At 34.9% G+C, this 21025-nt stretch carries 12 protein-coding genes and 1 pseudogene; 10 read left to right on the top strand and 3 right to left on the bottom strand.

Going from position 1 to position 21025, the window contains the following annotated elements:
- The first annotated feature begins 229 nt into the window (after positions 1 to 229).
- From rpoC to BMW63_RS03555, 3 genes are all read left to right on the top strand, one after another.
- On the top strand, positions 230 to 4546 hold the full coding sequence (gene rpoC / locus BMW63_RS03565) for a DNA-directed RNA polymerase subunit beta' (protein ID WP_074721349.1): 4317 nt from the start codon (positions 230 to 232) through the stop codon (positions 4544 to 4546).
- A 9-nt stretch (positions 4547 to 4555) separates the two neighbouring features.
- Positions 4556 to 4867 (top strand): DUF3467 domain-containing protein, encoded by a 312-nt coding sequence (locus tag BMW63_RS03560; RefSeq protein WP_074721347.1) that lies wholly within the window; start codon positions 4556 to 4558, stop codon positions 4865 to 4867.
- Positions 4868 to 5142: 275 nt separating this feature from the next.
- On the top strand, positions 5143 to 5493 hold the full coding sequence (locus tag BMW63_RS03555; protein WP_074721345.1) for a hypothetical protein: 351 nt from the start codon (positions 5143 to 5145) through the stop codon (positions 5491 to 5493).
- Between the two features lie 87 nt (positions 5494 to 5580).
- On the opposite strand, the gene BMW63_RS03550 is transcribed toward BMW63_RS03555, so the two are convergent.
- Complete coding sequence (locus tag BMW63_RS03550) at positions 5581 to 7170, bottom strand: peptide chain release factor 3 (RefSeq protein ID WP_074721343.1); 1590 nt, start codon at positions 7168 to 7170, stop codon at positions 5581 to 5583.
- A gap of 102 nt (positions 7171 to 7272) precedes the next feature.
- A pseudogene (locus tag BMW63_RS03545) lies at positions 7273 to 8718 on the bottom strand (alpha-amylase).
- A 711-nt stretch (positions 8719 to 9429) separates the two neighbouring features.
- Here BMW63_RS03545 and BMW63_RS03540 point away from each other — a divergent pair.
- From BMW63_RS03540 to BMW63_RS03520, 5 genes are all read left to right on the top strand, one after another.
- On the top strand, positions 9430 to 10860 hold the full coding sequence (locus BMW63_RS03540; RefSeq protein WP_074721341.1) for a peptidylprolyl isomerase: 1431 nt from the start codon (positions 9430 to 9432) through the stop codon (positions 10858 to 10860).
- Between the two features lie 86 nt (positions 10861 to 10946).
- Entirely contained in the window at positions 10947 to 11900 is a 954-nt protein-coding gene (locus BMW63_RS03535; RefSeq protein ID WP_074721339.1) for an AAA family ATPase, read from the top strand.
- 347 nt (positions 11901 to 12247) lie between these two features.
- Entirely contained in the window at positions 12248 to 15019 is a 2772-nt protein-coding gene (locus tag BMW63_RS03530; protein ID WP_074721337.1) for a bifunctional aconitate hydratase 2/2-methylisocitrate dehydratase, read from the top strand.
- A gap of 127 nt (positions 15020 to 15146) precedes the next feature.
- Entirely contained in the window at positions 15147 to 17411 is a 2265-nt protein-coding gene (locus tag BMW63_RS03525) for an aconitate hydratase (protein WP_074721335.1), read from the top strand.
- A 264-nt stretch (positions 17412 to 17675) separates the two neighbouring features.
- Complete coding sequence (locus tag BMW63_RS03520) at positions 17676 to 19187, top strand: peptidoglycan endopeptidase (protein ID WP_074721333.1); 1512 nt, start codon at positions 17676 to 17678, stop codon at positions 19185 to 19187.
- A 197-nt stretch (positions 19188 to 19384) separates the two neighbouring features.
- Here the strand turns inward: BMW63_RS03520 and BMW63_RS03515 are convergent, their stop codons facing one another.
- On the bottom strand, positions 19385 to 19732 hold the full coding sequence (locus BMW63_RS03515; protein WP_074721331.1) for a DUF6249 domain-containing protein: 348 nt from the start codon (positions 19730 to 19732) through the stop codon (positions 19385 to 19387).
- A gap of 271 nt (positions 19733 to 20003) precedes the next feature.
- Here BMW63_RS03515 and BMW63_RS03510 point away from each other — a divergent pair, with 271 nt between their 5' ends.
- Together BMW63_RS03510 and BMW63_RS03505 are read left to right on the top strand one after the other, a co-directional pair.
- On the top strand, positions 20004 to 20594 hold the full coding sequence (locus tag BMW63_RS03510; RefSeq protein ID WP_074721329.1) for an RNA polymerase sigma factor: 591 nt from the start codon (positions 20004 to 20006) through the stop codon (positions 20592 to 20594).
- Positions 20575 to 20982 (top strand): hypothetical protein, encoded by a 408-nt coding sequence (locus BMW63_RS03505; protein ID WP_074721327.1) that lies wholly within the window; start codon positions 20575 to 20577, stop codon positions 20980 to 20982. The genes BMW63_RS03510 and BMW63_RS03505 overlap by 20 nt, the downstream gene beginning before the upstream one ends.
- The last annotated feature ends 43 nt before the right edge of the window (positions 20983 to 21025 follow it).

Genomic DNA, 21025 nt, shown 5'->3' with positions numbered 1-21025 from the left:
TTTGTAGTAATGCAGTTTTTAGGTAGTAATACCTGAAAACTGTTTACTCATTTATAAGAGTTTTTAGGATTTAGCCTCGTAAACCGTTCCGATTTTTTATATAAAATGAGTTTTATATAACTAGCGCTTTAATAGAAGTTTAAAGTTTAGAGAAGTAATCCAGGTAGAAGCGCAGCACGCTGCGTACTATAATCAATTTTTAATTGCAATTAAATCAATAGTAAAAACTATGATGAATAATAGAAATAATAATAACAATAAAGATAAGAATCCTGTAAAAAGATTCAATAAAATATCTATTGGTTTAGCTTCTCCAGAATCTATCTTGAAAGAATCAAGAGGTGAAGTTTTAAAGCCGGAAACTATCAACTACCGTACGCACAAGCCTGAGCGTGACGGTCTTTTCTGTGAACGAATTTTTGGACCAGTTAAAGATTTTGAATGTGCTTGTGGTAAGTACAAAAGAATTCGCTACAAAGGAATCATTTGTGACCGTTGTGGTGTTGAAGTTACTGAGAAAAAAGTACGTAGAGATAGAGTAGGTCACATCAACCTTGTTGTGCCAATCGCTCATATCTGGTATTTCCGTTCCCTTCCTAATAAAATTGGATACATACTTGGTCTTCCGTCTAAGAAATTAGATATGATCATTTACTATGAGAGATATGTAGTAATCCAAGCAGGTATTGCAGTAAATGGTGAAGGTGAATCAGTAAAAAGATTAGATTTCTTAACAGAAGAAGAATATTTGAATATCTTAGATACTCTTCCTGCAGATAATCAATATCTTGACGATTTTGATCCTAATAAATTTGTTGCCAAAATGGGAGCAGAGTGTATCATGGATTTATTAGCAAGAATTGATCTAGATGAATTGTCTTACCAATTAAGACATAATGCTAACACTGAAACGTCTAAACAACGTAAAACAGAAGCATTAAAAAGATTACAAGTAGTTGAATCTTTTCGTGAGTCTAACTTGAACCGTGAGAATCGTCCTGAATGGATGATTATGAAAGTGGTACCAGTTATTCCGCCAGAATTACGTCCACTTGTGCCACTTGATGGAGGTCGTTTTGCAACTTCAGATTTAAATGATTTATACCGTCGTGTAATTATTCGTAACAACCGTTTAAAAAGATTAATGGAGATCAAGGCTCCAGAAGTGATCTTAAGAAACGAAAAACGTATGTTGCAAGAATCAGTAGATTCATTATTTGATAATACACGTAAAGCTTCTGCTGTAAAAACAGAATCAAACAGACCCTTAAAATCATTATCTGATTCCCTTAAAGGTAAGCAAGGACGTTTCCGTCAAAACTTACTTGGAAAACGTGTGGATTATTCTGCTCGTTCGGTAATTGTTGTTGGACCTGAGTTGAAATTGTTCGAATGTGGTATCCCTAAAGATATGGCAGCCGAATTATACAAGCCTTTTGTGATTCGTAAATTAATCGAAAGAGGTATTGTTAAAACTGTAAAATCAGCTAAGAAAATAATAGACAAGAAAGAGCCTGTAGTTTGGGATATCCTTGAAAACGTAATTAAAGGTCACCCGATTTTACTGAATCGTGCCCCTACTTTGCACAGACTAGGTATTCAAGCTTTCCAACCAAAATTAATTGAAGGTAAAGCAATACAATTGCACCCTTTAGTTTGTACTGCATTTAATGCGGATTTTGATGGGGATCAAATGGCGGTACATTTACCATTAGGACCGGAAGCTATCCTTGAAGCACAATTGTTAATGTTGGCTTCTCATAACATTCTGAATCCTGCAAATGGTGCGCCAATTACAGTACCTTCTCAGGATATGGTCTTGGGTCTTTATTATATGACCAAAGAACGTTTGTCAACTCCAGAAAAGAAAATTTTAGGTCAAGATTTGACTTTCTATTCTGCTGAGGAAGTTAATATCGCTTTAAACGAAGGAAGATTAGAATTGAATGCTAGAGTGAGAATTAGAGCAAAAGATTTTAATGACGCTGGAGAATTAGTGTTTAAAATTATTCAAACTACTGCCGGTCGTGTAATCTTTAATGAGGTTGTACCAGAAGCGGCAGGATATATCAATGATGTATTGACTAAGAAAAACCTTAGAGACATTATCGGACATGTATTAAATTCAACTAGCGTACCTGAAACGGCTGCCTTCTTGGATAACATGAAAGATATGGGATACAAATTTGCCTTTAAAGGTGGATTATCATTCTCTTTAGGGGATATTAGAATTCCAGATCAAAAACCAAAATTAATCGCAGATGCCAGAGAGCAAGTTGAAGGTATTTCTGTAAATTATAACATGGGTCTTATTACCAATAACGAACGTTACAACCAAGTTATTGATGTATGGACTTCTGCCAATGCTCAATTGACAGAATTAGCAATGAAAAACATTAGAGAAGACCAACAAGGTTTCAACTCGGTGTACATGATGCTTGATTCTGGAGCAAGGGGTTCCAAAGAACAAATTCGTCAGTTAACTGGTATGCGTGGTTTGATGGCTAAGCCTAAAAAATCGACTGCTGGTGGTGGTGAAATTATTGAAAATCCAATTCTTTCTAATTTTAAAGAAGGTCTTTCAATCCTTGAGTACTTTATTTCTACTCACGGTGCGCGTAAAGGTCTTGCGGATACTGCCTTGAAAACGGCAGATGCAGGATATTTAACAAGAAGATTGCATGATGTTTCTCAAGATGTTATTGTTAACATCGAAGATTGTGGAACATTAAGAGGTGTTGAAGTATCAGCATTGAAAAAGAATGAGGAAATTGTTGAATCATTAGGAGAAAGAATCTTAGGACGTGTTGCATTGCAAGATGTAGTGAATCCTTTAACTAATGATGTTTTAGTAGAAGCTGGACAACAAATCACTGAGGCTATTATGAAAACGATCGATGCTTCTCCAATCGAGAAAGTAGAAGTTCGTTCTCCTCTTGTATGTGAAGCGTTGAAAGGTATTTGTGCTAAATGTTACGGTAGAAACTTAGCTACTGGAAAAATGACACAAAGAGGTGAGGCAGTAGGAGTTATTGCAGCACAATCTATTGGTGAGCCAGGAACACAGTTAACATTACGTACTTTCCACGTTGGAGGGGTAGCGGGTGGTATTTCTGAGGAATCAAGTATCATAACAAAATTCAAGGGTAAACTTGAAATTGAAGATTTAAAAACTGTTAAAGGTGAAGATAATGACGGAAATGCCGTTGATATCGTTGTTTCTCGTTCTACTGAGTTAAAATTAATTGACGAGAAAACTGGAATTCTTTTAAATACACATAATATTCCTTACGGATCTAGTATTTTTGTAAAAGATGGTCAGTCAGTTGAGAAAGGTGAAGTTATCTGTAAATGGGATCCATATAATGGAGTTATTGTTTCGGAATTCACTGGTAAAATTGCTTACGAAGAGTTAGAGCAAGGTCAGTCTTTCATTGTTGAAATTGATGAGCAAACTGGTTTCCAAGAAAAAGTAATTTCTGAGTCTAGAGCTAAAAAATTAATTCCTACTTTATTGGTTTACGGTAAAGATGGCGAGTTGATACGTTCTTATAACTTACCTGTTGGAGCCCACTTGATGGTTGAAGATGGTGAGAAAATTAAAGCAGGTAAAGTATTAGTTAAGATTCCACGTCGTTCTTCTAAATCAGGAGATATTACAGGAGGTTTACCTAGAATTACTGAATTGCTAGAAGCTCGTAACCCTTCTAATCCAGCTGTAGTTTCTGAAATTGATGGTGTTGTTTCTTTTGGAAAAATTAAAAGAGGTAACCGTGAGATTATCATCGAATCTAAATTTGGTGATGTTAGAAAGTATTTAGTTAAACTTTCAAGTCAAATTCTTGTTCAAGAGAATGACTTCGTTAGAGCTGGTGTACCATTGTCTGACGGAGCAATTACTCCAGAAGATATTTTAAGAATTAAAGGACCAGCTGCTGTTCAACAGTACTTGGTAAATGAGATTCAAGAAGTATACCGTTTACAAGGGGTGAAAATTAATGATAAGCACTTTGAAGTAGTAATACGTCAAATGATGCGTAAAGTTAGAGTTCAAGATCCAGGTGATACCTTATTCTTAGAAGATCAATTAATTCACACTAAAGATTTTATCCTTCAAAACGATAAATTATATGGTATGAAAGTAGTTGAGGATGCTGGTGATTCAGCTAACTTGAAAGAAGGTCAAATCGTTTCTCCACGTGAGTTACGTGATGAAAATTCATTACTGAAACGTAACGATAAAAATATTGTTGTAGCTCGTGATGTTATCACTGCAACTGGTACTCCTGTTTTACAAGGGATCACAAGAGCATCGCTACAAACAAAATCATTTATCTCTGCGGCTTCTTTCCAAGAGACTACTAAAGTATTAAACGAAGCTGCGGTTGCAGGTAAGATTGATTACTTAGAAGGATTGAAAGAAAATGTAATTGTAGGACATAGAATTCCTGCAGGTACAGGTATGAGAGAGTACGATCATACAATTGTAGGTTCTAAGGAAGATTACAATGATATGATGGCAAATAAAGAGGAATATATTTATTAAAACTAAGATATGAGTAATTCTAATCAACAACAGGAGCAGATTAATATTGAATTAGATGAGAAAACAGCGGAAGGAATTTATTCTAACTTAGCTATTATCAATCATTCTTCATCAGAATTTGTTCTCGATTTTGTAAGTATCATGCCTGGTATTCCTAAGGCCAAAGTGAAATCAAGAATTGTCTTGACACCGCAGCATGCCAAAAGATTATTAAAAGCAATTGGAGAAAATATTCACCGTTTTGAACAAGCCCATGGCGAAATTAAAGACACCGAACAACCTCCGATACCTTTAAATTTTGGTCCAGCAGGACAAGCATAATGTTATAGAAAAAGGCTCCAGAAATGGAGCCTTTTTTTGTGCTATAATGTCGCGGTGCTTGGTTTGATATTATAGGTGTAGAATGACTGTGTTTTTGTCTAAAATCTGATAACCATCGAGTAAATTCCTTTTTTGTGGTTTTTTTATGGGCGGTTTCTGTAGATAAACGTTTTTTATGGCCGTATATCGGAAATATTTTAAAGAAGGTTATTGATGCTTTAGTTTTGTACAAGAATTAAAGATATAAATTGTCTTTTTCGAAAACAAAGCCCCCTATGAACAACTTTTCTAAATGTAACTACTCTAAAAAAACACTAACTATTTTCTTTTTGTTTCTTTTTGTTTTAGTATCGAATGTTTCTGTATTTAGTCAAAGTTCAGGTAATAGTGTAGTTGAATCTACTACAAATAACAGCTCTAATGAAGTAAAAGAAGATAATAAGGCAGCGTCAAATGTAGAATTTGTTCTTTGGTTCATGGGTTCGAAACAAGATCCTAACAGTACAATTTCAAATGAAGGAATCAATACAAAAAAGCAAATTATGACTTCTGGATTGGCACCCAATCGTTTGTTAATTAAAGCTTTTTTAAAGAAAGCCGTTAACTTTGAAATTGCAATAGCTTAATATAAGATTTTAAATCAAAAATATATAACCACAAAAAAACGCTAATTTTTAAATTAGCGTTTTTTTATATATTGAATTTAAAAGATACTATTCAAATTCTGAAGTAAAAAATAATTTTACACTTGGATATTTATTTTCCGTCATTTTGATTGTGAAATCTGAATCAGCAAGGAAAACTAATTGGCCATATTTGTCTTTAGCTAAGAACTTCTGCTTGATACGCTTAAATTCTTTAAACTCATCATTCTTTGGGTCATTTGGTTTTACCCAACAGGCTTTATGAACAGGGAAATTCTCGTAGGTACATTTTGCTCCGTACTCATGTTCTAGACGGTATTGGATTACCTCATATTGAAGTGCACCTACCGTTCCAATAATTTTTCTATTATTCATTTCAAGAGTAAACAACTGTGCTACCCCTTCATCCATCAACTGGTCGATCCCTTTGTCAAGCTGTTTGGCTTTCATTGGGTCTGCATTATTAATGTATCTAAAGTGTTCTGGAGAAAAACTCGGAATACCTTTAAAGCTCATAATCTCTCCTTCGGTTAAGGTATCTCCAATTTTAAAATTCCCTGTATCGTGTAATCCTACAATATCACCTGGATAAGAGATATCAACGATTTCTTTCTTTTCGGCAAAAAAGGCGTTTGGACTTGAAAATTTCAAGTTCTTTTTTTGACGTACGTGATAATACGGTTTGTTTCTTTCAAAAGTACCGGATACAATTTTTATAAAAGCTAATCTGTCTCTGTGTTTTGGATCCATATTAGCATGGATTTTAAAAACAAATCCAGTCATTTTTTCTTCTGTTGGGTCGACTAATCTAGTTTCCGACTCTTTTGGTCTTGGTGATGGAGCAATTTCAACAAAACAATCTAAAAGTTCACGAACTCCAAAATTATTCAATGCGGACCCAAAAAAGACTGGTTGCAATTTTCCATCCAAATAGTCTTGACGATCAAATTTTGGATAGACTTCATCGATTAATTCTAGCTCTTCACGTAAAGTATCAGCGGGTTTCTGCCCGATAATTTTTTCTAATTCAGGATTTTGAACATCCGAAAAAGCGATGGTTTCTTCAATGTTTTTACGGTTGTCTCCACTAAATAAATTAATATTTTGTTCCCATAAATTGTATATTCCTTGGAAGTCATAACCCATTCCTATAGGAAAACTGAGTGGTGTAACCGTTAGTCCCAGTTTTTGCTCTACTTCGTCCATAAGGTCAAAAGCATCTTTACCTTCACGATCCATCTTATTGATGAATACAATAATGGGAATTTTTCGCAATCTACATACGGCGACTAATTTTTCCGTTTGTTCCTCAACACCTTTAGCAACGTCAATTACCACTATGACACTGTCAACAGCGGTTAAGGTTCTAAATGTATCTTCGGCAAAATCCTTATGCCCTGGGGTATCAAGAATATTTATTTTTTTCTCTTTGTAATTAAATGCCAAAACGGAGGTAGAAACAGAAATTCCTCTCTGACGTTCAATTTCCATGAAATCACTCGTGGCTCCTTTTTTGATTTTATTATTTTTAACAGCACCCGCTTCTTGAATAGCACCACCAAAAAGTAGGAGTTTTTCTGTAAGCGTTGTTTTACCTGCATCGGGATGAGATATAATCCCGAAAGTTCTTCTTCTTTGTATTTCTTTTAAAAAGCTCATGTATGATGTAAATAGTGTGCAAAAGTACTATTTATAAATGTGAATAAAAAAAATGAGGCTGTCTTTTAAAACAGCCTTATTTATATTCGAAATATTTAGGGTTTACATGTTGATTGACCAAACAGAATAACCGTTTGGAGGGCACTGGATTTTAACCCATTTGTCGCCTTGCGTTGTAGGAATCCATGTAGAGTAACCTGTAAAGTCCTTTATTTGTGCATTGGCCCAATTAGTAGGAACCCATCTTTCTTGCCATGAAGAAGAATTATTGATGTAAACAACTAATCCTGGGTTTCCATTATACCCATTTCTTCTGGCGATGTATTCATCATTATCTGCATATAAAATGGATGTTGTACCAGTAGCTTTTTGATTGTGAATCCAAATCAAGTTATTCATTTTTGCTTTGTCCAGCCATTCTTCGTAATCTCTGTAAAAAATTGTTGGATAACCTTCATGAGTTTGAATATATGCATATGCCAATTGCTTATTATATATTTCATCTGTATCATGGTTGGTAACAAACGTGACTGCTTTGTATGGATTTCTTTTCCACATCATGTCGTCATTCAAAAGAGCTAAATTATTACCGTCAAATGCATCATTCATTTTGTAATAACAAGCAAAATCAAATACAGAGCTGTTGGCATTATTTGCCCACCATTCTAATGTGTTTACGTTTGAATCCCAGTATTCTCCAACTGAAAAACCACCAACATTAGTGTTCCAATCTTTAACTACCCAAGGACCAAAACCTTTAACATAGTCAAATCTCCAACCGTCAAATTTCATAGTGTTTTTGTAATACTTACCAACGCCATCTGTTCTCAGCCAAAGCCAGTTTTGAACATTTGGTGCAACGTGTGCTAAGTCAGGAAACCCACCAAAAGCACCTTCGTCATTATTAGCGTAGGCATTTTTATAAAAGTCAGCACTTGTTCTAGGGAATTTTCCAGAAGCAACGCCAGTGAAATTAGTATAGGTTTGGGTTCCTGTAAAAGGATTGCTTTCTAACTGTCCTCCGCTATTGTGATTTAGAACCATATCAGCATAAACCTGCATATTTGCGGTATGTGCTTTTGTAATTAAACTTACCAATTCTGTTTTAGAACCAAAACGCGTTTCTATAGTCCCATTTTGGTTGTAATTTCCAAAATCAAAATAGTCAGTAGGGTCATATCCCATAGAAAAAGCACCGTTCTGTGCTTTAGATACCGGAGGAAGCCAAATGGATCCAATACCTGCGTTTGACCATGCTGTTACTTTTGTGCCTAATGTATTCCACCAGTTTCCACCGGCAGGCACGTCCCAGTAAAAAGCTTGCATCATTACGCCACCTCCTGGATTTGCTACATATTTTCCTGTAGTTGAAGTTGTCATGGATTTTCAAGTACTGAACGGATGGCCGTCATGGTGAGTGACGTCAACTACTTTACTTAATGCCTTAATTTCTGCAGTTGGTCCTTGTAATTCGTCATTTGAATTACAGGAGAAAAGGCACACAGCCAATGCGGCTAATGTTGCAATTCTTAAATTTGGTTTTTTCATAATTTTGTAGGTTGGTTAATTAATCTATTTGGGTATTATTTTTTTATATGTACGACCAAGAAGCTTTTGTATTAAAAGTTAATAATTAGGATATTCATTATTATCTATAGTTTTTAATAATTATAATAATTTATTTTAGTAGTTATTTTACGAATAATAGTGTTGTTATTGGGCTAATGTATGTAAAATAGTATATGGTATATCTTTTGAATTTCCATTCGTACGTACGAAAACGTTGTAGTGTTGATAAGTATTTATATTTTATTAGAAATGAGCTGTTTATATGTTTATTGTTTGCGTTTTTTTTAATTTTTTCAGGGCTTAGAAATCAAAATAATTAGTTAGAGGAATAAATTATATTAAAGTATAGACTTATTTGAGGCGAATTATTATGCAATTACGGAGGGTCGTAATGAGTAGATTTGTAAGTGGTTAAATTGCAGTGCTATTTTTGATTAGGGCGTATGAGAAGGAGTGAATTTCAGAATGATCAAACGCGCTTATAATTTTTTGTTAATACTAGTGGGGAAACTTGTATTATGTAATTGAATTGTTATTTTTGTTCGTTTTAACTTTGGGAAACTGTTTGTAAGAACATTTTTATTTCCTGATAGTTAAAGTGTATATTTGGCGACGGGTCGCAGGGTCTTTATAAATGAGGTCTCGAGGAATTTAAATTAGAATACTTTACTAAAATATAAAATTGATATAATGCCATTAAAAACAATACAAATGAAGTCCATAAATAGTAGAATTGCACTTATATTTTTTCTTTTACTGTTTTCAAGCAATATTACCAGAGCACAAGAAATAATTAGAGATTCTGTAGTTACGCCTGTTAAGAAAATCAAGACCAACGAAAGACAAAAGATCGATGGTATTATTGCCACTGTAGGAGATTACATTGTTTTGGATTCAGATATAGACAAGTCTTATTTAGAGTTGTCAAGTCAGGGTAATTCCATAAAAGACATTACGCGATGTCAAATGTTAGGAAAATTATTGGAGGATAAATTATATGCACATCAAGCCATTCAGGATAGTGTTAAAGTAACAGATGCTGAAGTAAAGAGTATGCTTGAGGAGCGTTTAAGTTATATGGTAGGTCAAATAGGTTCCATGGAAAAAGTGATCAAGTATTATAAGAAAAATTCTGAAGAAGAGTTTAGAAGTTATTTCTTTGATATTTTGAAAGAGAATAAGCTTTCTTCAGAAATGCAGAAGAAAATTGTTGAAGAAGTAGAAATTACACCAGAAGAAGTTCGTAATTTTTTCAAATCAATTCCTAAAGATGAATTGCCTCTTTTTGGAGCGGAAATGGAAGTAGCGCAAATTGTAGTTACTCCAAAGATTTCAGAAGCCGAAAAACAAAAGGTAATAGATAAACTTAATGAGTTTAAAAAGGACGTTGAAGCAGGTTCTAGCTTTTCAACTAAAGCAGTATTGTACTCGCAAGATAAAGCTTCAGTTCCTAATGGAGGATATTATAAAATGAATAGAAAAACGCCGTTTGTAAAAGAATTTAAAGAGGTTGCTTTTAGTTTGCAAGAAGGAGAAATTTCTGCTCCTTTCGAAACTGATTTTGGTTTTCATATTATTTATGTTGAAAAAATAAAAGGACAGGAAATTGAATTGCGCCATATATTATTAACTCCTACTGTATCCGAAGATGCCCTGACTTCAGCTAAAGAGAAAATTACTTTGATTAGAAATAAGATTGTAGATAAAAAAATAACATTTGCTGAAGCGGCTAGAACAGAATCTGATCAAAAAGAAACCAGAGCAAATGGCGGGTCTTTAATCAATCCGAAAACTCAAGATACTCGTTTTGAAATGACAAAAATGGATCCTAGTCTCTATAGTGAGGTTTCCAATTTGAAAGATGATGCGATTTCTCAACCAGTTTTAGATACAGATGAAAACGGGAAGAAAAGCTTCAAGATAATTACAGTGACAAATAGAATCAATGAGCACATTGCTGATTATGCTACGGATTATATTAAGATTAAGGATTTAGCATTGAAAGAAAAGCAAATTAGAGCAATTGGAAAATGGTTCGACGAAACGATCAAAGAAACCTACATTAAAATTCTTGGAGAATATAGAGATTGTGCCTTTACAAACGATTGGTTAAAAAAATAATTTTATATTTTTCTAAAATAAATAAAAAGAGTTAGCTTTATGAATTCATAGAGTTAACTCTTTTTTAATTTAAATCCCTATAAGAAATGTCGGACGTAGCAGCAATACATGATTTGGTTCAAAAACGAAATGAATTAAAAAGCGAAATAGCGAAAATTATTGTAGGTCAGGATGCGGTGGTAGATCAAGTTTTACTCTGTATTTTTTCTGGAGGACATGCGCTGCTTGTAGGGGTTCCTGGATTAGCCAAGACTTTAATGGTGAATACACTTGCTCAGGCTTTGGGACTTGATTTTAAAAGGATACAGTTTACTCCAGATTTAATGCCTTCAGATATTTTGGGAAGTGAAATATTAGATGAGAACCGTCAATTTAAATTTTTAAAGGGACCTATTTTTTCGAATATTATTCTGGCCGATGAAATCAATCGTACGCCGCCTAAAACCCAAGCAGCTTTACTAGAAGCGATGCAAGAGCGATCTGTTACTATTGCGGGTGAAAATTATAAGTTGAACTTGCCTTATTTTGTTTTGGCTACTCAAAATCCAATAGAACAAGAAGGAACCTATCCTTTGCCTGAGGCGCAATTAGACCGTTTTATGTTTGCTATTAAACTCGAGTATCCTTCGTTTGAAGAGGAGGTTCAGGTAGTAAAGCGTACCACTTCAGATAATAAAACTACCATTAGTCCATTGTTTACTGCGCAGGAAATCATAGATTTTCAGCAATTGATTCGCAGAATTCCCGTAGCGGATAATGTTATTGAATATGCTGTGACCTTAGTTAGTAAAACGCGTCCAGACAACCCATTGTCTGATGAATATATTAAAAGTTATTTGGATTGGGGAGCAGGTCCAAGAGCTTCTCAGAATTTAATATTAGCAGCCAAAGCACACGCTGCCTTTAACGGTAAATTTTCACCCGATATTGAGAATGTAAAAGCTGTTGCAACCGGAATACTTCGTCATAGAATAATTAAGAACTATAAAGCGGATGCTGAGGGTATAACAGAAGAAATGATAATTGCTAAATTGCTGTAAAATGTGATTTTTTGGTTTCTTTGAACTTAAATTTTGATCTGAACTATAACGTTTTCTTATTTGTAACAATTTTCGAACTTTAGGAATAATGCGAAAATAAATGATTAATTACGGATTAATCATTATGATGTTAAAATTTTTACATTTTGTCAATTATGTGTATTAAAAATTAGTATTAAGTAATAATAATTTTTAAAAAGACCACTTCTGTTAAATTTTTTTTAATTCTCGGCTTAAATTCGTTAATTTGCATTGCGAAAAAAAACAAATAAAATACCTAAATAGTATGGCTTTTGATTTTGAGATGATCAAAAAAATCAGCCTTTAACATTGAAAAGAATTGTACTATGAACATTTATAACGATTATCTACAGGAAATCGAAGAACGAAGAGGTCAGGGACTTAACCCAAAACCGATTGATGGCGCTGAATTACTAAGCGAAATCATTACACAAATTAAAGATTCAGATAACGCACACCGCGAAGAGTCTCTTAAATTCTTTACTTATAACACTGTTCCAGGAACTACTCCTGCTGCTGGTGTGAAGGCTGCGTTTTTAAAGGAGATTATTCTTGAAGAATCTGTAGTAAAAGAAATTACTCCTATTTTTGCATTTGAGTTGTTATCACACATGAAAGGTGGGCCTTCGATTGAGGTTTTGCTTGATTTAGCGTTAGGTAATGATGTTGCTATTGCAAAAGAAGCAGCAAAGGTTCTTAAGACTCAATTTTTCCTTTACGAGGCTGATACAGCTCGTTTAGAAGTAGCATTCAAAAGCGGTAACGAAATTGCTGAAGAAATTTTAGAGAGCTATGCTAAAGCTGAATTTTTCACAAAACTTCCAGAAGTAGCAGAAGAGATTAAGGTAGTTACTTATATTGCTGGTGAAGGAGATATTTCAACTGATTTGCTTTCTCCAGGAAACCAAGCGCATTCCCGTTCAGATCGTGAACTTCATGGTAAATGTCTAATTTCTCCTGAAGCTCAAGATGAAATTCAAGCCTTGCAAGCACAGCATCCTGATAAAAGTGTGATGTTGATTGCTGAAAAAGGTACTATGGGTGTAGGTTCATCAAGAATGTCAGGTGTAAACAACGTGGCGCTTTGGACTGGTGAAAAAGCAAGTCCTTATGTTCCTTTTATTAACATTGCTCCAATTGTAGCAGGAACAAACGGAATTTCTCCAATTTTCTTGACTACTGTTGATGTTACTGGTGGAATTGGTTTAGACCTTCAAAACTGGGTAAAAGTAGTTGATGAAAAAGGAAACGCTGTACGCAATGAAAACGGTGATGTTGTTTTAGAAGAAGCCTATTCTGTTGCTACAGGTACAGTTCTTACCATCAATACAAAAACTAAGAAATTATACAATGGGGACAAAGAGCTGATAGATATTTCTAAAGCGTTCACTCCTCAAAAAATGGAATTTATAAAAGCGGGTGGTTCATACGCTATTGTATTCGGTAAAAAATTACAAACTTTTGCATCGAAAACTTTAGGAATTGATATCGTTCCAGTTTTTGCTCCGTCAAAAGAAGTTTCGATCGAAGGACAAGGGCTTACGGCAGTAGAGAAAATATTTAATAAAAACGCCGTTGGAACAACTCCAGGTAAAGTTTTACACGCAGGTTCTGATGTACGTGTAGAAGTAAACATTGTTGGTTCACAAGACACAACTGGTTTGATGACTTCTCAGGAATTGGAGTCTATGGCTGCAACTGTGATTTCACCAATCGTTGACGGTGCGTACCAATCAGGTTGTCATACAGCTTCAGTTTGGGACAATAAATCTAAGGCAAATATTCCTAGATTGATGAAGTTCATGAATGACTTCGGTTTGATTACTGCTCGTGACCCTAAAGGAGAATATCTTGCAATGACGGATGTAATTCATAAAGTACTAAATGATATTACTGTTGATGAGTGGGCGATCATTATTGGTGGTGACTCTCATACAAGAATGTCAAAAGGAGTTGCTTTTGGTGCAGACTCCGGAACAGTTGCGCTTGCATTGGCTACCGGTGAGGCTTCAATGCCAATTCCAGAGTCGGTAAAAGTTACGTTCAAAGGAGATATGAAAACCTATATGGATTTCCGTGATGTAGTTCATGCTACTCAATCTCAAATGTTGAAACAATTTGGTGGAGAGAATGTGTTCCAAGGAAGAATCATTGAGGTTCACTTAGGTACCCTTACTGCTGATCAAGCATTTACTTTTACAGACTGGACTGCAGAGATGAAAGCGAAAGCTTCTATCTGTATTTCTGAAGATGAAACTTTGATCGAATCGTTAATGATCGCTAAGAGAAGAATTCAGATCATGATTGACAAAGGAATGGATAATGCTAAGCAAGTTCTTAAAGGATTGATAGCTATTGCCGATAAGAGAATCGCAGATATTAGGTCAGGTGAGAAACCAGCTTTAACTCCAGATGCAAATGCTAAGTATTTTGCTGAAGTTGTTATTGATCTTGATTTAGTTGAAGAGCCTATGATTGCCGATCCAGATGTTAATAATGCAGATGTTTCTAAGAGATATACACACGATACTATTAGACCGCTTTCTTTTTACGGAGGAGTGAAAAAAGTAGATCTTGGTTTTGTTGGATCTTGTATGGTTCACAAAGGAGATTTGAAAATTCTTTCTCAAATGTTGAAGAATATAGATGAGCAATATGGTAAAGTGGAGTTTAAAGCACCGCTTGTCGTTGCGCCTCCAACTTACAATATCGTAGATGAATTGAAAGCTGAAGGAGACTGGGAAGTTTTACAAAAATACTCTGGTTTCGAATTTGATGACAATGCTCCAAAAGGAGTAGCGCGTACTGGATACGAAAATATCTTATATCTAGAGCGTCCAGGATGTAACCTTTGCATGGGGAACCAAGAAAAAGCAGAAAAAGGGGATACAGTAATGGCAACTTCTACTCGTCTTTTCCAAGGAAGAGTTGTAGAAGATTCTGAAGGTAAAAAAGGAGAGTCATTACTTTCATCAACACCTGTTGTCGTATTGTCTACAATCTTAGGTAGAACTCCTACTATGGAGGAGTATAAAGCTGCAGTAAAGGGTATTAATCTAACTCAATTTGCACCATCTCATAAATTGTTAGTGATGTAATCACTGAGATTAGTTAATTATATCTAAAAGCCTGAGTCTATGATTCAGGCTTTTTTTATTTTTATAGCTCCTCTATTTTTTGTACCTTGTGATATCTAAAGAACAATAATAAAAAATAATTATATATATGGCGTTTGATATTGAAATGATAAAAAAAGTGTATGACAACATGACAAGTCGTGTTGATGCTGCACGTGAGATTGTTGGTCACCCACTTACTTTGACAGAGAAAATTTTATACAACCACCTTTGGGATGGTATGCCCTCCAAAGCTTTTGCTAGGGGAACTGATTATGTTGATTTTTCTCCAGACAGAGTTGCTTGTCAAGATGCAACGGCTCAAATGGCTTTGTTGCAATTTATGCATGCTGGAAAAGCTAAGGTTGCCGTTCCTACAACGGTGCATTGTGATCACTTGATTCAGGCTAAGGTTAATGCTGTAACCGATTTGGCCAGAGCAAAAACACAAAGTAATGAAGTTTTTGATTTTCTTTCGTCAGTTTCTGATAAATACGGAATTGGTTTTTGGAAACCGGGAGCTGGGATTATTCACCAAGTAGTTCTTGAAAACTATGCTTTTCCTGGAGGAATGATGATCGGTACTGATTCACATACTGTAAATGCAGGTGGATTAGGAATGGTTGCTATTGGTGTAGGTGGAGCAGATGCCGTAGATGTAATGTCAGGAATGGCATGGGAATTAAAATTTCCAAAACTTATAGGTGTTAAATTAACAGGGAAGTTGTCAGGATGGACAGCTCCAAAAGATGTAATTCTTAAAGTTGCTGGAATTCTTACTGTAAAAGGTGGAACTGGTGCTATTGTTGAATACTTCGGTGAAGGAGCTACTTCAATGTCTTGTACAGGAAAAGGAACCATATGTAACATGGGCGCTGAGATAGGAGCTACCACTTCTACTTTTGGTTATGATGATTCAATGGGACGTTACTTACGTTCTACTAAGAGAGCTGATGTAGCTGATGCCGCAGATAAAGTTGCAGATTACTTAACAGGAGATCCTGAAGTATATGCTAACCCGGAAAAGTATTTTGATCAAGTTATCGAAATTAACTTATCAGAATTACAGCCACATTTAAACGGACCTTTCACACCAGATTTAGCTACGCCAATTTCTAAAATGAAAGAAACAGCTATTAAAAATAACTGGCCTTTGAAAATCGAAGTAGCTTTGATTGGTTCTTGTACCAATTCTTCTTATGAAGATATTGCGCGTGCAGCTTCAATAGCTAAACAAGTTACAGATAAAAAATTAAAAATAAAGTCCAAGTTTACGATTACTCCAGGTTCTGAAGTGGTTCGTTACACGATAGAACGTGACGGATTTATAGATGTTTTCGATAAAATGGGAGCGACAGTTTTCGCAAATGCTTGTGGGCCATGTATTGGTATGTGGGATAGAGAAGGAGCTGAAAAAGAAGAGCGCAACACAATCGTTCACTCTTTCAACCGTAATTTCTCTAAACGTGCTGATGGAAACCCAAATACTATGGCTTTCGTAGGTTCGCCAGAATTGGTAACTGCTATGGCGATTGCAGGTGATTTAGGATTCAATCCATTGACAGATACTTTAATCAATGAAGATGGTGAAGAAGTGATGCTGGAAGCACCAACAGGTGATGAATTACCTAAAAACGGATTTGATGCAGAAGACCCAGGCTTCCAAGCTCCGGCAGCTGACGGTTCAGGTATTCAAGTATCTGTTAGCGAAACTTCAGAACGTTTACAATTATTGGCTCCGTTTGCTCCATGGGACGGGAAAAATATTATAGGTGCTAAATTACTTATAAAAGCATTTGGAAAATGTACTACTGATCACATTTCTATGGCAGGACCATGGTTGCGTTTCCGTGGGCATTTAGATAATATCTCAAATAATATGTTGATTGGTGCTATCAATGCATTCAACCAAAAGACAAATACAGTTAAGAATCAATTAACTGGAGATTATGACGCAGTTCCTGCGGTTGCTCGTGCTTATAAAGCGGCGGGCGTTCCTTCAATTGTTGTGGGAGATCATAATTACGGTGAAGGGTCCTCACGTGAGCACGCGGCAATGGAGCCTCGTTTCTTAGGAGTGAAAGCAGTATTAGTGAAATCATTTGCTCGTATCCATGAAACAAACCTTAAAAAACAAGGGTTGTTAGGATTAACATTTGCTACTGAAGCGGATTATGATAAAATTCAAGAGAACGATACTATTAACTTTACGGATTTAGTAGATTTCGCTCCAGGAAAACCTTTAACATTAGAATTCGTTCACGAGGATGGAAGCAAAGATATTATCTTGGCAAATCATACTTATAACGAAGGGCAAATTGGTTGGTTCGTTGCGGGTTCAGCTTTAAATTTAATTGCAGCTGGAAAAGCATAATTTTAAGTATAGAATTATATAAAAAACGTTCTGTGAAAACAGAGCGTTTTTTTTGTGTTTTTTAAGTTTGTTAAAATGATTATAAAGAGGTGTTAAAATAGTAAGAAATCTGTATTTATATGCTAAATTAGCATTTTAGATGTGCGATATCTTCAGGTATTGATGTTATTGTAGTACGATTTATGCTATTGTAAAAAATAAATTGTATTATTGTTTTGTTGTTCAGGAATATAAGAGTTGTTGGGTAAAATTTAAATTAAGTTTATGCGGTTTTATAGTTGGGTCTTTTTATTTGTTTTATTAAGTAGCGTAAATATTTTTTCACAAGAAAAGTATACAGAGCATACCGTTTCCAAGGGAGAAACTATTAGCCAGATCGCAGCACATTATAACATAAAGCCCAGTGCTATTTACGAACTCAATCCTGATGCGAGGAAAGGTATAAAATTCAAAGAAGTTCTATTAATCCCCGCGGCTGTATCAAAAAACAAGGATACCGAATCAGAAATTGACACTCCTTATCCTGAAAAAAAGCATACAGTCTTCCCCAAAGAAACACTTTACGGAATAGCGAGACAATATGGAGTTGCCGTTGAAGACTTATACAAGATTAACCCTACATTAAAGAAATCAGGGTTAAAAAAAGGATATGAAATTAGAATCCCAGGAACACAATCAAATCAAAATCCTACCGTAATTGTTGCTGAACCTATAAAAGAAATTCAAAAAAACATTCTTCCGGAAAAAAAAATAACTCAAAAAGAAGAAGTAAAACTTGTTTTAGAATCGAATAATACAAAAGAAGCGACAAGCGAAGGCGTTGTTCGTGAAATCGTAGCGAACGAAACAAAGTACTCTATCGCAAAAGAATACGGAATTACAGTTGCCGATTTAAATAAAGCAAATCCGATTCTTGAAACGGAAGCTTTAAAAATTGGTCAAAAAATTGTAATTCCTGGAAAGGGAGCAAATAATTTAGTAGCGGTAGTTGTTGAAAAAGAAATAAAAAAGGAATCTGAAACTGCAATGCAGTCTAACCCCGAAAGTAAAAGCGCAAAAGCAGAATCAATCATTGTAGTCGATAAAGTAGTTTCGAAAACTGAAACACCAACCATCGTAGAAGCTGTTGTTAGCGCTGTCGCTGTTGAAACAGAAGTGGTAAGGGAAGTATTGGCTAAAGAAACAAAATATGGAATCGCAAAAGAATACGGGATTTCAGTAAGAGAATTAGAAAGACAAAATCCGAAAATTGTTAAGGGTCTTCCAATAGGTTATAAATTAAGCATTCGAAGTAATAAAGCTATTGAGGCCATTGTTTCAAATGCGACATCTGGATCGGCTATTAAGATGGGGAATTCGGATTCAGAATACAATGTAAAATCTTTTCACGGTACTGATTTCTTAGACCAATTGGTTTCTACGGCTTCAGAAAATATTGGGACAAGATACCGCACGGGTGGAACTACAAAGGATGGTTTTGACTGTTCTGGATTGATGTGTACCACTTTTGGTAATTTTGATATTCAATTGCCACGTACGTCTATTGAACAATCGCAATATGGAGTTAAGATTGACAATGACGATGCTCAAAAAGGAGATTTGATTTTCTTTAAAACAAACGGTAGAAGACAAATCAACCATGTCGGGATGGTAGTAGAAGCTATAGATGGTGATATCAAATTCATTCATGCTTCGGTAAGCGGAGGAGTTATGATTTCTTCCATTAAAGAGAAGTACTATAGAAAAAAAGTGTCTCAAATTAACCGTGTGCTATAAGTAATACAGCATTAGATTTTTATAAAATGTACAATAAATATAAAACTCCCAAGGCTACTTGGGAGTTTTTTTTATGTGAGCTGGTCTAAATTTATTTTAGTGGACATTACATCCGTATTTATATCTTTTTGTACATATGAAGAAAAGCCGCTATTGATTAAGTAGCGGCTTGTAATGATTGATGATTTAAAGTGAGTTTATTTTTTATCTAGCTCTTTTGTCATTTTAAAACCGCTGAACAGTCCGATTCCTGCTGTTAGAAAGATGGTTCCCGGATAAATGGCTTCATTTGTAATTCCAAAACCTTCCTGCAGGATTAATGCTAATAATATTCCGGCTCCAATTCCCATTAATAGAAGTGCGAAATTTAAAATTAGCACTTTCGAAATGGGAGTTGCATCTTGTCTTTTGCTCATGAAAATACTGGCGTCTGCCCCTTTTTCGATAAGGGCTAAACGCTCTTTATTTCGAGTTGAAAAAAATAGATAAAATACTCCGAAAATTGCCCCGAAAATAACAATAAGAATCATGACTACTGGTCCCATAAGTGTTTGTTTTTAATTGATTGTTTTAATGTGTTCCTAGCTTAGGACGATGGATGTGCCGTTTAGGTTACACGTTTTTTAAATTATTTTTTATATAGTGGTTAAGGCACAAAGTTGCAAGGTTACTTTGTTTTTTTTTGTTTGTGATGATCCTTGTTTTTTTGTGAAAGTAAAATTAGAAAGTAACGTGGTTCGTGGAAAAATTCTTTTTTTTATAATTATTTTTAATCTTATTGTAACCAAAACACATTTACTGTAGTCTTATCATTATATGAACCAAACCAACGACCAATATTATATCACAAAAATTGTGGCAGGAGATAGCAATGCGTTTGCTGTTTTGGTCGACCGTTATAAAGATTTGGTCTTTACCTTAGCGTTGCGGATGCTTAAGAATAGGGAAGAAGCGGAGGAAGTGGCGCAGGATACTTTCATTAAGGTATTTCAATCGTTGGTTAAGTTTAAAGGAGATTCTAAATTTTCGACTTGGATTTACAGAATAACTTATAATGGGTGTTTGGACAGATTAAAGAAATATAAGCAACAATATAATGTGGTTCCAATAGATGATTTCACGGAACGTCAAATTGTTGATTTAGACAACGCACTGGAGGCTTTAGAAGAACAGGAACAAAGGCAAGAAATACTAGAATGTTTACATTTATTACCATATGAAGATCGTTTTCTATTGACCTTGTATTATTATGAGGAACAATCTTTAGAGGAGGTTTCAAAAATTGTGGGTTTGACGGCCAATAATGTCAAAGTCAAACTCTTTAGAAGCAGGAAAAAATTAGCGGCTATTTTAAAAGAACGTTTAGAACCAGAAATAATTGAACATTATGCACGAGAAGATAGATAAACAAATGGATAACTTGGTCAAAAAAGTTATTTTAAAAGCCTCACTTGAGACTCCGTCGTTTGATTTTACAGCTCAAATAATGACTCAATTGGCAGCTAAAAAGCAAAGTGAGAGTACTATTTATAAACCTTTAATTTCAAGAACGGTTTGGATTGCTATTTTTGTGGGTTTTGTAGTCTTGATTGCTTATTCTTTTTTTGGAATGCAACAAGAAAGCCAGAATTGGATACTAGATTTCGGTGTTTTAACCTATAGTAGTATTTTTGACCAATTACCTGAAATAACAGTTTCAAAAACTGTATCCTATGCTTTAGTCTCCTTATCTATAATGGTACTCATACAGGTTTCTGTACTTAAAGACTATTTGGATAAGCGATTTGAAAATTAAAAATACAATTCAAAAATAACTTAGTCAGCATAATACCGCACCA

The sequence above is a fragment of the Flavobacterium frigoris genome (assembly GCF_900111075.1).
Lineage (GTDB): Bacteria > Bacteroidota > Bacteroidia > Flavobacteriales > Flavobacteriaceae > Flavobacterium > Flavobacterium frigoris.
Note: the sequence above shows the minus strand (reverse complement) of the source record. Positions and strands in the feature narration are given on the sequence as shown.